Annotated in this window: 12 protein-coding genes; 4 read left to right on the forward strand and 8 right to left on the reverse strand. The window is 65.9% G+C overall.

Translation table 11 applies throughout. The annotated features are described in order from the left end of the window. Positions 1–19: 19 nt before the first annotated feature. A complete protein-coding gene (locus J7396_RS07155) occupies positions 20–856 on the reverse strand; it encodes a MipA/OmpV family protein (RefSeq protein ID WP_209261228.1) in 837 nt (278 codons plus the stop codon). 19 nt (positions 857–875) lie between these two features. Further along, positions 876–2345 carry an efflux transporter outer membrane subunit gene (locus tag J7396_RS07160; protein WP_041470118.1) on the reverse strand — a complete coding sequence of 490 codons (1470 nt, stop codon included), beginning with the start codon at positions 2343–2345 and terminating at the stop codon, positions 876–878. A gap of 105 nt (positions 2346–2450) precedes the next feature. Between J7396_RS07160 and J7396_RS07165 the strand changes: the two genes are divergently transcribed. Then, positions 2451–3140: a response regulator gene (locus tag J7396_RS07165; protein WP_005912893.1), complete on the forward strand. Its 690-nt coding sequence runs from the start codon at positions 2451–2453 to the stop codon at positions 3138–3140. Then, on the forward strand, positions 3137–4330 hold the full coding sequence (locus J7396_RS07170; protein ID WP_008573491.1) for an ATP-binding protein: 1194 nt from the start codon (positions 3137–3139) through the stop codon (positions 4328–4330). The genes J7396_RS07165 and J7396_RS07170 overlap by 4 nt, the downstream gene beginning before the upstream one ends. A 63-nt stretch (positions 4331–4393) precedes the next feature. On the opposite strand, the gene J7396_RS07175 is transcribed toward J7396_RS07170, so the two are convergent. The 3 genes from J7396_RS07175 to rraA all read right to left on the reverse strand — a co-directional run bounded on the left by J7396_RS07175 (position 4394) and on the right by rraA (position 7923). Continuing rightward, the gene (locus J7396_RS07175; RefSeq protein ID WP_057681421.1) at positions 4394–5659 is read right to left on the reverse strand and encodes a cation:proton antiporter; all 1266 of its coding nucleotides are present in this window, start codon (positions 5657–5659) and stop codon (positions 4394–4396) included. A 145-nt stretch (positions 5660–5804) separates the two neighbouring features. Further along, positions 5805–7481 (reverse strand): serine hydrolase, encoded by a 1677-nt coding sequence (locus J7396_RS07180; RefSeq protein ID WP_209261408.1) that lies wholly within the window; start codon positions 7479–7481, stop codon positions 5805–5807. Then, the gene (gene rraA, locus J7396_RS07185) at positions 7423–7923 is read right to left on the reverse strand and encodes a ribonuclease E activity regulator RraA (protein WP_029819814.1); all 501 of its coding nucleotides are present in this window, start codon (positions 7921–7923) and stop codon (positions 7423–7425) included. Before rraA ends, J7396_RS07180 begins: the two co-directional genes overlap by 59 nt. A gap of 531 nt (positions 7924–8454) precedes the next feature. Here rraA and J7396_RS07190 point away from each other — a divergent pair. After that, on the forward strand, positions 8455–9297 hold the full coding sequence (locus J7396_RS07190) for a DUF72 domain-containing protein (RefSeq protein WP_008573497.1): 843 nt from the start codon (positions 8455–8457) through the stop codon (positions 9295–9297). A 376-nt stretch (positions 9298–9673) separates the two neighbouring features. After that, on the forward strand, positions 9674–10621 hold the full coding sequence (locus J7396_RS07195; RefSeq protein WP_003487571.1) for a DMT family transporter: 948 nt from the start codon (positions 9674–9676) through the stop codon (positions 10619–10621). 164 nt (positions 10622–10785) lie between these two features. On the opposite strand, the gene J7396_RS07200 is transcribed toward J7396_RS07195, so the two are convergent. From J7396_RS07200 to J7396_RS07210, 3 genes are all read right to left on the reverse strand, one after another. After that, on the reverse strand, positions 10786–11913 hold the full coding sequence (locus J7396_RS07200) for a sensor domain-containing diguanylate cyclase (RefSeq protein WP_209261229.1): 1128 nt from the start codon (positions 11911–11913) through the stop codon (positions 10786–10788). Positions 11914–12110: 197 nt separating this feature from the next. Then, positions 12111–12833, reverse strand: coding sequence for a pseudouridine synthase (locus J7396_RS07205; protein WP_014090599.1), 723 nt, complete (start codon positions 12831–12833; stop codon positions 12111–12113). 139 nt (positions 12834–12972) lie between these two features. After that, a complete protein-coding gene (locus tag J7396_RS07210) occupies positions 12973–15378 on the reverse strand; it encodes an EAL domain-containing protein (protein WP_029819818.1) in 2406 nt (801 codons plus the stop codon). Between the last annotated feature and the right edge of the window lie 23 nt (positions 15379–15401).

Here is a 15401-nt window from a genome sequence, read left to right on the forward strand (position 1 = left end):
ATCCCCCGGTGTATGCCGCTCAGCGGCTGTAGGTCAGTGCGAGGTTGCCGCTGACCACGCTGCGGCGTGCCACCAGCGGGCTGTCTTCGGCGTTGTCCAGGTAGCGCGTTCCGGTGACCCCCAACGTGGTGGCCCAGTGGTCGCCCAACGAGTGCGTCCAACTGCCACCTACCGCGGCGGCATACGCACCGGACCCGGCATTGAAGGCGGCAAAGCGGGTGCGCGCGGCTTGCGCATCGGTGACGCCGAAGTAAGCCTGATTGAAGCGGCGGTCGCCGCCATGCACGTCCAGGTCCAGGGTGACCGTGTCGTTGGCGCTATGCAGCAGGGTGAACTCCGTCCCGGCGCGATAGCGGTTGCGGCGCGCAGCATCCTTGAGCGTGAATTCGGCCTCCGCATTGACGTTCATGTAGGGCGTCACTTGCTGCATCACCAGCGTGCGTGCGGTCACCGAGCCAGGCACATCGCCCATGCCGGCCAGCAGGCGCGAGCCCGGCCGCCAGTTGCTGTCGCTTTGCAGCCGGCCCAGGTCGTAATACAACGATTGCGATACGTAGAAGCCGGACTTGCTCTGGAATTGCAGGCCGCCGCCGCGGGAGGTGTCGAAGAACAACACGCCGCGCTGCACCACCAGCACCGGGTTGAATTGCACGCGCGCGCGCTCGGCACCGGCATACTCCGGCGTGGCAACCGCGGCCGCGCCGGCCGTGATTTCAGTACGGTCTCCCAGCAGGCGCGAACTCCCGGTCAGATCGGTTTGTGCGTGCGCAATGCACGGAATGGCGCTCATGCAGGCAAGCACGCTGGCGCGAACGGCATGGTGGCCACGCAGGCGATTGAAGGACGATAGGTTCATCGAAAGTCTCCGTCGGAAGTCAGGAAGCGGTGGGCAGGCGCACGCCATAGAAGGCTTGAAACAGCGCAATACGGCTCAGCACGCGTTGGCGTGCGGTATCCAGGTAATCGAGTTCGGTCTGAGCGATGCGGGTCCGCTCGGCCAGCAGCGCGCTGCGGTCTTCCAGACCGGCATCCACGCGTTCATGCATTCGAGCAAGACGCAGTTGCTCGCGTTCGACCTGCTCGCGCGAGCGCGGCTCGGCCTGCGACAAGGTGGCGTGCGCGTCGAGCGCGTTGGCGACCTCGCGGAATGCAGACTCGATCGCCTGCTCGTAGGCGACGACATCGGCACGTTTGCGTATTTGCGCCAGGTCCAGGTTGGCGCGATTGCGGCCGCCATCGAACAACGGCAGGTTCAGTTGCGGCATGAAGCTCCATACGCCGTGGCCTGCAGAAAACAGGCCGTTCAATCCGTCGCTGGCCGTGCCCACGCTGCTGCTCAAGGTGATGGACGGAAAAAACGCCGCGCGCGCCGCGCCGATGTCGGCATTGGCCGCGCGCAATTCCAGCTCGGCCTGCTGGATGTCCGGGCGTTGCAGCAACAGCGACGAATCCAGGGCGCGCCACGCACTGGCAGGCGTATCAGCGGCGATCAGACCCTGCAGGTCGCCGGGTACCGGAGTGCTGTCGTAGCCGGCCAGCAACTGCAGCGCACGCAGCGCCGCAGCGTGGTTGTCGTTGCCCTGCAGGGCCGCCACATGGGCTTGGTCGGCCTGTCGCTGCTGCGCATCGCGCTCGTCGCGCGCAATCAGCCCTACCTGATATTGCCGCTCGGCGATGGCAAGCAGCGCAGCGCTGTCGGCATCCAGCGATTGCAGCTGCTGCAGCGCCTGCGCGGTGGTGCGCTCGGCGGTGTAGGCACGCAGCACCTCTGCAATCAGGGCGCCACGCGCCGCGTCGCGGCCATAGGCGCTGGCCAGGTAGCGCTGGCGTGCGGCCTCGGACATCGCCTGCAGCTTGCCGAAAAAGTCCACTTCGAAATTGCCGATTCCCGCATTGGCAATCACCAGATCCTGCTGGTACCGCGCATCCAGCGTCGGGTTGTCGAAATGTTGCCGCAGCTGCTGCGCGCCGACGGCGAGCGTCGGCAGGCGCGACGCCCGCGCAATGCCGTACTGTGCACGTGCCTGTTCTACCTGCAACGCCGCACGGCGGAAATCGCCGTTGTGCGCCAAGGCACGTTCGACCAGGGGCCGCAGGTCGCGGTCTGGCGCGAAGGCCTGCAGAAACGCGCGCTCTTGCTCGTTCAGAGTGACGGCGGCGGCCGCATCGGCGTCGGGCTGGCCGGATGCCGGCGCCGATGCCGCCTGCGGGCTGCCGAACGTGGCCGGCACGCCGACCACCGGGCGCTGGTAGGCCGGCGTCAGCGAGCAGCCAACCGACAGCACCGCACTGGCGGCAACCAGGCACACGCAGGACCAACGATGCGGAATAATTTGTGGAATCATGATGTCGGAGCACAGAGCCAATCTCGACCGACATCCTCGACCCGCAGCGTCCAGGTTGTTTTCGGGAATTATCCAGATTTGATCGAGACGACAGGGCAACACGCCATGACAGGCAAAAAGGTTCTGCTGGTGGAAGACGACAGCGATAGCGCCAGCATTCTGGAGGCCTATCTACGCCGCGACGGCTTCGATGTGGCGGTGGCCGGCGATGGCGAACGCGCCATCCAGCTCCACCGGCAATGGGCACCGGATCTGGTGCTGCTGGACGTGATGCTGCCCAAGCTCAGCGGCATCGAGGTGCTGTCGACGATCCGCCGCGCCGGCGACACGCCGGTGATCATGGTCACCGCCATTGGCGACGAGCCGGAAAAGCTCGGCGCCCTGCGCTACGGCGCCGACGATTACGTGGTCAAGCCATACAGCCCCAAGGAGGTGGTGGCGCGTGTGCATGCGGTGCTACGCCGGAGCGTGGCGGTGCGCGCGCCGGGCGAGCCATTGCAGCACGGTCGGCTGAGCGTGGATCCGGCCGCCGTGGTCGCCAGCGTGCAACACGAAAACGGCGACAGCGTGGCGCTGGATCTGACGCCGACCGAATTCAACCTGCTCGCGCTGCTGCTCAAGACCCCATTCAAGGCCTTTACGCGCAGCGAACTGCTCGACGCCTGCCTGCCCGACAGCGATGCATTGGAACGGGTGGTGGATTCGCACATCCACAACCTGCGCCGCAAACTCGAAGTGCATGGCATCACCGGTGTGCTGGTCACCGTGCGTGCAGTGGGGTATCGCTTTCAATGAAGGTGCTGCGGCGGTTTCATGCCTGGCGCAACCAGGCGCCCCTGTGGTGGTGGGTGGGACTGCGCATGAGCGCGCTGGCGGTGGTCACCATGATGGTCATCGCGTTCGGCATGTGGTGCTATTTCAACCTGCGCTACAGCCTGATCCTGAGCAACGTGCCGGCCGAGCCGCGTGCCGAGATCTCCCAGCTGATCGAGCAGCCCCGGGCCAACCAGGCGCGCCTGTGGGAGCTGTTCCAGCGCTATTACGACATCGAAAATTTCCTGCCCGGGCTGGCCAATCCGGACTGGTGGATGCTGGGCGCCATGATGACCATCTCGGTCCCGGTCATCCTGTTCTGCGGCCTGCTCGCGTCGCGGCCGCTGTCGCGGCAATTTTCGCAGGTGGCTTTCGCCGCGCACCGGGTCAGCGATGGCGATTTCGGCGCACGCGCGCAAGTGGTGCGCGGCGCGCCGGACGAGCTCACCGCCCTGGCCGACGACTTCAATACGATGAGCGGCAGGCTGCAGCAATACGAGCGCGAATTACGCGACTCCAGCGCGATGCTGGCGCATGAACTGCGCACCCCGCTCAATGCCGCGATGGGACGCGTGCAAGGCATGCTGGATGACGTCTTCCCGCGCGAACCGGAGCAACTGCGGCTGGTGCATCGCCAGCTGGAGCAGATCAATCGGCTGATCGGCGACCTGCACCTGGTGTCGCTGGCGCGTGCCGGCCAGCTGGTGCTGGAGCCGGAAAGCGTCGAGCTGCGGGAGCTCGTCGCCGAGCGCATCGAGTGGGCAGGCCCGGCGCTGCGCGAGGCGCAGATGACCATTCACTACCCCACGGCTCCGGCGCTGCGCCTGCATGCCGACCGGCACCGGCTGGGCCAGGTGCTGTCGATCCTGATCGATAACGCGTTGCGCTACGCCGCAGCCGGCAAGTTGCTGGAAATCGAGGTGCGCCGCGACGGCAACAGCGTGCAGCTCACCGTCGGCGACCGCGGTCCCGGCGTGGCGCCTGCGCAACTGCCGCACTTGCTGGACCGCTTCTGGCGCGCCGACAGCTCGCGCGCGCGGCATTCCGGCGGCAGCGGCCTGGGCCTGGCGATCGCCTCGGCCATCTGCCAGGCGCACGATGGCCAACTGGTCGTCAGCAACCGCCCCGGCGGTGGCCTGCTGGCCAGCGTGCAGTTGCCGCTGGGGCGTTGACGCAAGGCCCGGCCGCACACGCCGCCAGTGCACTGCCCGCACCTGCGGGCAGTCGCGCGCCGATCACCGCGACTGCAGGCTCGGCACCGCGTCGGTCACATTGGCGTGGCGGCGCATGATCCAGTTGAACAACGGCGTGGCCATCAGCGTGGACAGGATCGCCATCAGCACCAGCACCGAGAACAGGCCCTGTTCGATCACACCCGCCTGCAAGCCGATATTGATGATGATCAGCTCCATCAGCCCGCGTGCATTCATCAGCGAACCGATCGCCATCGCGTCGCGGTTGTTCTCGCCGGTCGCACGCGCCGCGGCCCAGCAGGCCACGCCCTTGCCGATGAACGACGCGGCCAGGATCGCCACGCCCGCCAGCATGATCTGCGGCTGCAGCAATACGCTGAGCTGGGTTTTCAAGCCCGAATAGGTGAAGAACATCGGCAGCAGCAACACCACGACGAACGGCTGCATCATCTCGCGCAGCTTCTCGGTCAGTGCGCCCCTGGGCAGGCAGACACCGAGCAGGAAACCGCCGAACACCGCGTGGATGCCGATCGCATCCATGGCCCAGGCGCTGATGCAGAACAGGATCAGCACCACCGCCAGGACACTGTTGCTCAGCGGCTGGCCGGGCACCACATGATCGGCCAGCCGCTTGAGCAGATGCCGGCCGACGAAAATCATGAAGACCGCATAGCCGATGCCGCCGCCGATGGCCAGGTAGGCACTGCCCCAACTGCCGCCGAAACTGGCCAGCACCACGGCCAAAATGCACCACGCTGCGGCATCGTCGAACGCGCCAGCGGTCAGCGCCAAGGTGCCCAAGGGGCTATTGGTCAGACCGCGTTCGTGGATGATGCGCGCCAGCATCGGGAAGGCGGTGATCGCAATGGCCGCGCCCAGGAACAGCGACGCTTCGGCCAGCTTGGCCTTTTCCGAAAACAGGCCCTGCACGTTGATCAACCATGGGCACATGGCAAATGCCAGCAGGAACGGCACCGCGATGCCCGCCATCGACACGCTCATGGCACTGCGATAGCGCGCGCGAAAGTGGTCGCCGCGGAAATCGGTTCCGACCAGGAACATGTACAGGCCCACGCCGAACTGCGCGAACACATACAGCACGTCCATGGTCTGCTTGGGGAACAGGGCCGCCTGCGCGCCCGGCGCCAGCAAGCCGAACAACGAGGGCCCCAGCATCACGCCGGCAATCATTTCGCCCACCACCTGCGGTTGCCCGAGGCGCTTGGCCAGCATGCCGACCAGCCGGCACACCAACAAAATCGCGGCAGCCTGCAAAAAGAAATACACCGACATCTGCGGAGTGGTCATGCGTGCGGCGACATCCCTGAAAAGTGCGCAGATCGTAACCGGACCTGCCGCACTTCGATAGCGTGCGGCGGCCGATGGCGATCTGAGCCACCTGCGCGCTTGGGCCCGCCAGGCGCAGCGCGCAGGTCATCCGCGCGTGCCTGCATCATTTGCCCGCAGCGGTCTGCGTCGGCACCGGCGTCAGCACCAGGTCCTGGAAATCGAAGCTGAAATCGGTCAGCGGCGAAATCGGCTCCATGCGCATCTCGCGCACCGTGCCGTCCGGGGTCAGCGCAAAATTGACGAAGGCATCGGCATTCAAGGAGCGGTCGTCCCAGCGCACGATGAAGCTGTCGTGCTGCCAATGCTCCAGCGTGCCCACCAACTGGGCGGTCCTGGCGAACTGCAGGCGCAGCCGCTTGCCGTCCTGGACGATCACCACATCGCCATACCAGGGGTCGCGATAGGTGGCCGCGTAACTGCGCAGCGGCAACGACGGCGTGGACCGCGCCGCGCGCGCGTCCTGGTGCTTCTTCCAACTTGCGTCCGCCTCGCTGTCGGCCTTCTCCACCAGCTTGGCGTAAGCGGCGGTCCAATCGGTGGACGGCACCTGCAAGAAGGCATCCAGCACCTGGAAGGTCACGGCGTTGAACGCAGCGCCCACCTCCTGATTGGTCAATACCACCACGCCCAGCTTCTGATCCGGCAGCAGCGTCAGGCGCGATACCATGCCGGGCCAGCCGCCGGTGTGCCAGACCAGGCGATGGCCGCGGTAATCGCTCAGGCTCCAGCCCTCACCGTAGCCGGCGAAGTTCGGCCGCGCCGCGGCAAGCTCGGGCACCTGCACCTCGCCGATCGGGATCGGCGTGATCATCGACCACATTTCCTGCTGGCGCTTGGCGCTGAACAGGGGTTTGCCATCGGGCAGGATGCCGCCGGCCAGTTGCACGTTCATCCACAGCGCCATGTCGTGCACGCTGGAATAGATGCCGCCGGCACCGGAGTTGTTGGACCAGGTCAGCGGCGCCACCGTACGCAGCTCGGTAAAGTCGTACTTGGCATGCCCGACTGCCGCGTGATCGCCGGGCTGCAGATGGTCGGCGTTGAAGCGCGTGCCGCGCATGCCCACCGGGTCGAAGATACGTTGCTGCAGAAATGCCGCATAACTCTGCCCGGAGACCTGCTCGATCACCTTCTGGGCGACTGCGTACAGGATGTTGTCGTACGCATAGCGGTCGCGAAAACCGCCCTTCAGCGGCACCTTGGCCAGGCGCTGCACGACCTCTTCGGTGGTGTAGCTGGTGCTGGGCCAGAACAATAAATCGCCTGCACCCAGGCTCAGGCCGCTGCGGTGCGCCAGCAGATCGCGGATGCGCATTTGCCCGCTCACATACGGATCGGACATGCGGAACCACGGCAGATGGTCGATGACCTTGTCATCGAGCGAGAGCTTGCCTTCATCGGCCAGGATCGACAGCGATGCGGCAGTGAACGCCTTGGTATTGGAGGCAATCGCAAACAACGTGTCGGCCTGCACGGGCGCAGGCTTGCCGGTCTCGCGCACGCCGTAGCCGCGCTCCAGCACCACCTGGCCGTCCTTGACGATGGCCACCGCAATACCGGGCACGTCGAACTGTTTGCGCACGCGTTCCATCTGCGCATCGAACTGCTGCATGCCGGCGGGAAGTTCGGCCGCGTGCGTTGTCGTCACCAAGCTTGCCACCATCAGCACGCCCCCACTCAGCCATCGGTTCAAGGTCACTGCATCACCTTCAGGTTGTTGGTCAGATCGATCCGCCGGCGCCATCCAGCGCCAACGGTTGCGGCGCCACCAGCACGCCATCGGCATCGGCGTACAGCCAGTGGCCCGGAACGAAGGGCACGCCGGCAAAATTCACCGGCACATCCACATCGCCCAGATCGCGTCGCTCGGTGCGGCGCGGGCAAGCCGCCAGCGCCAGCACCCCCAGCGGCAACGTGGCAAGAATCTCGACATCGCGCACGCAGCCGTGGATCAGCACGCCGGCCCAGCCGTTCGCCACCGCATTGGCCGCGATCTGGTCGCCCAGCAGCGCATGCTTGAGCGAGCCCTGCCCGTCCACCACCAGCACGCGGCCGTCGCCCGGCGTGGCGGCCAGCTCGCGCACCCGCGAGTTGTCTTCGAAACAGCGCACCGTGACCATGGGCCCGGCAAATGCCGTGCGCCCGCCGAAGTGGCGGAACAGCGGCTCGGCGATCGTCACGTCGGGGTAGCAGTCACACAGATCAGGCGTGGTCCAGGTCATCGGGGCGATCTCGCGCGGCAGAGCTGGCATGGTAGCCGGCTGTGGCCGCGCGCGGGCGATGGGTGACGGATGACCGATACCGATGACCGACACCCGATAACGCGCCATGCAGGCACGCACGCTCAGCGAAGGTGCGCGCACGCGGACAACGCTGCGTTCGCTGCGTCGTGATGGTCGCTGCAAGGCAGTCGCCATGCGGCGCTTACCGCGTATGGTCTCCGCCGAGGCGCGCAGCGCAGACGGCGTGGGTTTCCGGCAGCTACGCCGGCTGCGGCTTGCGCAGCCCATCTCCAGCAGCGTGCAACGCCAGCGCGGCAGACCAGCGCAGGCGTAACCCAACGTTGGCACGACCGCCAGCCTGCCATGCAACGTTGCGTCGTGCGGGCTCAACCATTGCACTGCCCCGCGGCGCCCATTGGCAACCCATCTTCTCATCGCGCCACCTGCGCCACGGCTATGATCGGCCGGCACGCGTCGCACCCATCGACGCATCCGCAATGACGCACGACCTCGCCAGCGAGTCTCCATGCAATGACCGATCTGTTCGCTTCCGCCCCGCCCGCCCTCGAAGGTATCCACATCGGCATTGGTGGCTGGGTGTATGCGCCGTGGCGCGCAGGCATGTTCTACCCGGAAGGCCTGGTGCAGCGCCGCGAGCTGGAATACGCAAGCCGCCACGTCACCGCCATCGAAATCAACGGAACCTATTACGGCACGCAGAAGCCGGCCACTTACGCGAAGTGGCGCGATGAAGTGCCGCCCGGCTTCGTGTTCTCGGCCAAGGCGCCGCGCCGCATTACCCAGTCGCGCAAGCTGGCTGGCACCAGGGCGCAGGTGGAAGATTTCATCGGCGGCATTGTCGAGCTAGGCGATACGCTTGGGCCGCTGGTGTGGCAATTCGAACAAGGGCACCGGTTGCAGGCCGACGATCTGGACGCGTTTTTGTCGTTGCTGCCCAAGCGTGCAGGTCCGCGTGCGCTGCGCCATGTGCTGGAGATCCGCGACCACGATGCGGTAGATGCCTCGCTGCTCGCATTGGTCCGCGGCCATGGCGTGGCCACGGTGTTCACCGATTCGGATGAGCACCCCTCGTTCGCCGATCTCTCCACGGATTTCGTCTATGCGCGTCTGATGCGCAGCCAGGCGCGCCTGCATGCAGGGTATCCGGCGCCGGCACTGGCGCGTTGGGCAGAGCGCATCCAGGCCTGGCGCCGCGGCGAAGACCCGGCCGATCTGCCGCACGTGGACGCTTCGGCAGCGCCGGCACGGCAGCCGCGCGAGGTCTTCGTGTTTTTCATCAGTGCGGCGAAGGAACGCAACCCGGCAGCGGCGATGGCGTTGTTGAAAGAAGTGTCGGCGCGTCAGGGCAGCTAGCAACACGACAGCGCGGCCGCTTCGGATCGGCAGGTTCCATGCGTACGTTCGATTCTGCGTGCGGCGTCGGCAGCCCATCTGACGACGGCTTGCCGTTTTATCAGCCGCCCTTGGTCCGCACATGAGGGCAATCCGCGCTGGTTGAAGCGGCCGTCTCTTGCGCACAGCGCTGAGCGCTGAGGTGCCACGATCGATCGCGGAATGGGCTGGTGCATCGCTCCTCGGCCATCCTGCCGTGATGCAGGTCGGCCGTTGGCGGGCGGGTCGCACGATTGCTGCGCGACAGCCTGGTCAGCCATCCCTCCACCCCGCCGCTGCACGCCGGCGCCGCGTTCCTTGCAGCGCAACATCACGCAGTCTTCGGCGACAATGGCGCATGCCCACGACCGACCTGCGCAAGGCGCAACTGCAAATCCACTTCTGCGTCCTGCTTTGGGGCATCACCGCGATCCTGGGCAAGCTGATCACGCTGCAGGCACTGCCGCTGGTGTGGTGGCGCATGTTGATCGTGGTGGTGGCACTGGCCTTGTGGCCACGCGTGTGGCGTGGGTTGCGTGGCTTGTCCGGGCGTGTGGTGCTGGGCTATTGCGGCATCGGCGCGCTGGTGGCCTTGCACTGGCTCACCTTCTACGGCGCGATCAAGCTGGCCAATGCATCGGTGGCGGCGACCTGTATCGCACTGGCGCCGGTTTTCACGGCGGTCATCGAGCCATTGGTCACGCATCGCCCGTTCCGTCCGCGCGAGCTGCTGTTCGGGCTGGCCGTGTTGCCCGGCGTGGCGCTGGTCGTCGGCGGGGTGCCGGACGGCATGCGGGCCGGCGTGGTGGTGGGCGCGATTTCGGCGGTGTTCGTCGGGCTATTCGGCTCGCTCAACAAGCGCATGGTGGCGCATGCCGACCCGCTCACCGTCACCGCGCTGGAACTGGGCGCCGGCACGCTGACCCTGACCCTGCTTGCACCGGCGATGCCGCTGCTGCTGCCGGCGTTGCATGGCGATCTGCTGGTGGTGCCCAGCCTGCACGATGGCGTGTTGCTGCTGGCGTTATCGCTGGCCTGCACCTTGCTGCCATTTGCGCTGGCGCTGGTCGCCTTGCGGCATCTGAGCGCCTATTCGGTGCAATTGGTGACCAATCTCGAACCGGTGTACGCCATCGTGCTGGCGATCGCGCTGCTGGGCGAACAACGCGAACTGACCCTGCAGTTCTATCTCGGCGTGGCGATCATTCTCGGCGCGGTGTTCCTGCATCCGGTTCTGGAGCGTCGGCGCACGGTGGCGCACCCGGAATTGCTCGGCACAGCCGAGGCGAAAAATATCGTCGACTGATTGCACAGCGCTGCAAGATCGCGCTTGTCCACTGCGACCGCCGCGTTGAAGCACGCCGGCGTTCACGCTGCATCGCGCGGCGTCCGCGCCGCCCGGCATACGGCAATCGACGTCCCATGCGCTGGCCAGGCGATCTGCATCGGCAGATGCGCAACCACGCGCCCCTACTCCAGTGCGACCACCTGATCGCGCCCACCGCGCTTGGCCGCATACAGGGCCTGGTCGGCACGCTTGATCACCGCCTCCACGCTTTCCTGCGGGTACAAGGTCGCCACACCGATACTCACCGTCACCGGCAGCGCGATCGTCATCGCCGCCACGCTCTGGCGCAGGTATTCGCATTGCACGCGTGCCTGCAGCAGATCCGTATTGGGGAGCAGCAATACGAATTCCTCACCGCCATACCGGGCGATGGTGCCGGCACCGGCCATATGCGCACGCAACAATGCGGACAATCCGCGCAGCACTGCATCGCCCTGATCGTGCCCATGCACATCGTTGACGGTCTTGAAGTGGTCCACGTCCAGCAGCGCGACCGACAGCGGCTGGCCCACCGCACGCGTCTGTTCGGTGGCCGCCGCCAATGCCACCGCGAACGCGCGCCGGTTGGGCAGGCCGGTCAACGGATCGGTGCGGGTCTGTTCGACCAGGTCGGCGTTCAACGCATCCATCTGCGCGTAATAGCCAGCCATCTGCTGTTCGTACCACTCGCGCTCGTGCAACTGCTGGCGCAACTGCCTGCCGGCCAGCCGCAACTCAAGCAGCTGCGAGGCCTGCCGCGACAATGCCTGCAAGGCCTCGCGCTGGTCTTCGCGCAGATGCGCCGGGGTCTGGTCGAACACGCACAGCGAGCCCAGCGCCAGGCCCTGGCTGGTCACCAGCGGCGCGCCGGCATAGAAGCGCACCCCGCCGCTACCGACCACCATCGGGTTATCGTGGAAGCGTGGGTCCAGCAAGGTGTCGTCCACCATCAGCACTTCGTCCGGGCTCAGGATCGCGTGCGCGCAGAACGAGATATCGCGTGGTGCTTCGCTGCGTGGCGCACCGTGCGCAGACTTGAACCACTGCCGGTCTTCGTCCACCAGCACCACCGCCGCCATCTGCGTCTCGCACAGCGTGGAGGCAATCATGGTCAGGTCGTCGAATGCACGTTCGGCTGGCGTATCCAGCACGTCGTATTGGCGCAGCGCGGCCAGCCGCTCGGCCTCGTTGCTCGGCAATTCCGGTTTGATCACTGCCGCCCCCTGGCTGTTATCTGTGAAAGTATGCCGGAGCCCGGCAAGTGCCACCATCGGGCGCACCCTACGCTGCAGCGCCGCCCTGGACGGCATCGGATATTTCGAAGCGTGATCCATACAGCGGGCGCAAGCACCCGGCACGACGTTGCACATTTGGCGCGGCAGCACGGCACTACAGCGCGGGCATATGCCGTGTCCGAAACGCCGGCTGCGCTGACCTGACTGCGATGCAGCCGGCCCGGCACAGGCGCTTACCAGTCGGTGCGTTGCGGCAGCAGCCCGCGCAATTCCGCATCGCTGAGGTTGCGCCACTGCCCCGGCTTGAGCGCAGCCAGTTTGATGTTGTCGATGCGCACCCGGCGCAGTTGCGTCACCCGGTAGCCGAACTCGGCAGCCATCAGGCGAATCTGCCGATTCAGGCCCTGCTCTAGCACGATGCGGAAGCCGAATTTGGCAATGCGTGCGGTGCGGCACGGCAATGTGGTTTCGTTGTGGATGCGCACCCCGCGTGCCATGCCGCGCAGGAATTCATCGGTGACCGGTTTGTTGACCGCGACCAGATATTCCTTCTGGTGGCGATTTTCCGCGCGCAGGATCTCGTTGACGATGTTGCCGTTGCTGGTCATCAGGATCAGCCCTTCGGAGTCCTTGTCGAGCCGGCCGATCGGGAAGATGCGCTGCTCGTGACCGACGAATTCGACGATATTGCCCTTGACCGAACTCTCGGTGGTGCAGGTGATGCCCACCGGTTTGTTGAGCGCGATGTAGACGTGCTTGCGACCACCGAGCTTCTTGGCCTCGCGTATGCGTAGCGGCTGGCCATCCACCAGCACGGTATCTTCCGCGCCGACCACCGCGCCGGTGCCGGCGGGTACGCCATTGACGGTGACCCTTCGTTCGCCGATCAGGCGATCGGCCTCGCGGCGTGAGCAGAAGCCGGTTTCGGCGATGTATTTGTTGAGTCGGATCGTCATCTGCCAATTATCGGCGATTTGGAGCAGGCCGTGCGCCATGCCGGCTGACCGGGCCAGCAATCGGCAGCAGGCAGTCGCCAGCCGCGTTGTACACGCAGCACCGGCCTGACGCTGCCCGACATCGCCCGGGTCAAGCGCGCTACCCGGAGACGGCCACCAGCTGCGGTGTGTGCAACAGTTCTTCCAGCGGGCATGGACGATGCAGGCTGAAACCCTGCACCTGGCCCACGCCGGCCTCACGCAGCCCGGGGATGTCGGCCTCCGATTCCACGCCTTCGGCGACCACCTCGATGCCCAGCGCCAGCCCGACCTGGGCGATCGAATGCACCGCCGCGCGATCCACTGCATCGTGCGCATAGTTGCGGACGAAGCCGCAATCGATCTTCAACACGTCCACGGTGAATTGCTTGAGATAGCCGAACGAGGCCAGGCCGCTGCCGAAATCGTCCAGCGCCACGTGGCACCCGCGTGCGCGCACGCTCTGCACAAAACGCTGCGCGTGTTCCAGATCGCCGATGACCGCGGTCTCGGTGATCTCCATGCACAGCTTCGGCACCAGTGCCGGGTAGCGCTCGAACAGGGCGCAGACGACGTCGAGAAAATCCGGCTGCGCGATCGATTGCGCAGACAGATTGACGTGACACAGGTCCAGCATCGCCACATGCATCGGATTGGCCGCCAACTGCGCGCACAGCGCTTCCAGCACATAGGTATCGACCATGCGCCCCAGGCCGTAACGCTCCACTGCCGGCAAGAATTCACCCGGGCTCAGCACCCGTCCGTCGCTGGCGCGCATGCGCACCAGCACCTCGTACTGCAGGCGTCCCGGGTCGTTCAGCACCTGGATTTTCTGCGCGTACAGCAGCAAACGCTCTTCGGCGATCGCCTGTTGCACCGCACTGATCCAGCCACCATCGTGGCGGCGCTGCGCCAGTGCCAGATCGTTCTCGTTGAAGCAGCGAACGCGGTTGCGCCCTTCTTCCTTGGCCGCATGACAAGCCAGATCGGCGGCGGTCATTAAGGTAGTGAGGTCGCTGACGCCGTGGCGAATCTCCACCACGCCAAAACTGCAACTGGGCGTCAGCGGTCGCCCGCCTTGATGGCTCCACGGTTGACCGAGCACGCCGTGCATGCGTTCCAGCACGGCCTGCGCCTGCGCCAGGTCGGTATTGGCCAGCAGGATGGCGAACTCATCGCCGCCCAGACGCCCCAGCCAATCGCCAGAGCGCAGCTGCATGGTGATCACATCGGCGAAGTGGCACAGGAACTTGTCGCCGACCGCATGCCCGAAGGTGTCGTTGACCAGCTTGAAATGATCCAGGTCGACAAAGCACAGCGCGTGGCACATCTGCGGCGATTGCGGCAGCTCGATCAGGCGCAGCAGCCGGCGTTCGATTTCATGCCGGTTGATCAGCCCGGTCATCGCGTCGTGGCGCGCATGGAAGGCCACTTCGTCGGCCAGCTCGTGCGCGTGCGAGACATCTTCGATCACCGCCAGCACCAGGGTCGGCTCTTCCGGCCCCGGCTCGACCAACGACGCGCTCCAGCGGCCCCACATCACCCCGCCGTCGGCACGCACGAAGCGCAATTCGCCGGACTGCAGCAGCTTGGGCCAATCGAGCATGCCGCGGCTGTCCAGCTTGATGTCTTCCGGATGCATCACCTCGGCCAAGGTGCAGGCCTGCAATTCTTCGGGCCGGTAGAGCAGCACGTTGGCCATCGACGCATTGGCATCCAGCACGTTGCCGCGCAGATCGAACTTGACCATGCCCAGCGCCGCCTGCTGAAACGCGGTACGGAAGCGGCCTTCATGCGACAGCAGATAATCGCGAATGCGCCGCATCGCCAGTACGCAGGTGATCAACACCAGCAGCAAGGTGGCCAGGCTGCAGACCACCATCACATCGTGCAGCAGTCGCGCGCAGCGGGTCAGGTAGGCCAGGAATTCGGACGCGTCGTGACGCATGCGGCCGTCCAGCAGATGCAGTTCATCGCGCAGTGCCTGCAGCGCGCGCGGGTCGGGCCGGTTGGCGGCCTGCACCGAAGCGGCGCGGTCGGCCAGATCGCTCAGTTGCAGGATGCCGGCGTCGGTGCGCTTCCACAGCGCGATGGCGTCGCCGAGATACGGAAATTGGTGCCCGTAGCGATACAGCCGCACCATTTGCGGCATGTCTTCATGGGCATTACGCCCAGCGGTCAGACCGGCGTAGACCGCGTCCCAATCGATCACCGGCTGTTCGATCGCCACGCGTGCGGCGCGGTCGCCCAGCGGCACTTCCAGCGCGCGGCAGGCGGCCTGCAGATCGGCCGTATCCCCGCTGCCCAGATAGCGCTCCATCCAGTACACCGATTCCTGCTGGGCGTTGGACCAATGGCTTTGGCCGACGATCCAGGCGGTCGCGCCGGACTGCACTTCGATCACCAGCGCCGACACCACCGTCATACAGACGGCGATACCGATCAACAGCGCCAGAGGAAGCGTCAGCCAGCCACGCACCAGGTGCATGGTCTGCCCACCGCCCTTGCCGCGTACTGCTTGCGCCATCGCCGTCCGTCCTTCGCCGCACC

This window comes from Xanthomonas sp. A1809 (assembly GCF_017746015.1).
GTDB lineage: Bacteria > Pseudomonadota > Gammaproteobacteria > Xanthomonadales > Xanthomonadaceae > Xanthomonas > Xanthomonas euvesicatoria.

Coding starts and splice junctions, on each gene's coding strand:
- J7396_RS07165 (WP_005912893.1), top strand. CDS start 2,451: ATGACAGGCAAAAAGGTTCTGCTGGTGGAAGACGACAGCGATAGCGCC.
- J7396_RS07160 (WP_041470118.1), bottom strand. CDS start 2,345: ATGATTCCACAAATTATTCCGCATCGTTGGTCCTGCGTGTGCCTGGTT.
- rraA (WP_029819814.1), bottom strand. CDS start 7,923: ATGACCTGGACCACGCCTGATCTGTGTGACTGCTACCCCGACGTGACG.
- J7396_RS07155 (WP_209261228.1), bottom strand. CDS start 856: ATGAACCTATCGTCCTTCAATCGCCTGCGTGGCCACCATGCCGTTCGC.
- J7396_RS07175 (WP_057681421.1), bottom strand. CDS start 5,659: ATGACCACTCCGCAGATGTCGGTGTATTTCTTTTTGCAGGCTGCCGCG.
- J7396_RS07190 (WP_008573497.1), top strand. CDS start 8,455: ATGACCGATCTGTTCGCTTCCGCCCCGCCCGCCCTCGAAGGTATCCAC.
- J7396_RS07205 (WP_014090599.1), bottom strand. CDS start 12,833: ATGACGATCCGACTCAACAAATACATCGCCGAAACCGGCTTCTGCTCA.
- J7396_RS07210 (WP_029819818.1), bottom strand. CDS start 15,378: ATGGCGCAAGCAGTACGCGGCAAGGGCGGTGGGCAGACCATGCACCTG.
- J7396_RS07170 (WP_008573491.1), top strand. CDS start 3,137: ATGAAGGTGCTGCGGCGGTTTCATGCCTGGCGCAACCAGGCGCCCCTG.
- J7396_RS07195 (WP_003487571.1), top strand. CDS start 9,674: ATGCCCACGACCGACCTGCGCAAGGCGCAACTGCAAATCCACTTCTGC.
- J7396_RS07200 (WP_209261229.1), bottom strand. CDS start 11,913: ATGGTGGCACTTGCCGGGCTCCGGCATACTTTCACAGATAACAGCCAG.
- J7396_RS07180 (WP_209261408.1), bottom strand. CDS start 7,481: ATGGCGTGCTGGTGGCGCCGCAACCGTTGGCGCTGGATGGCGCCGGCG.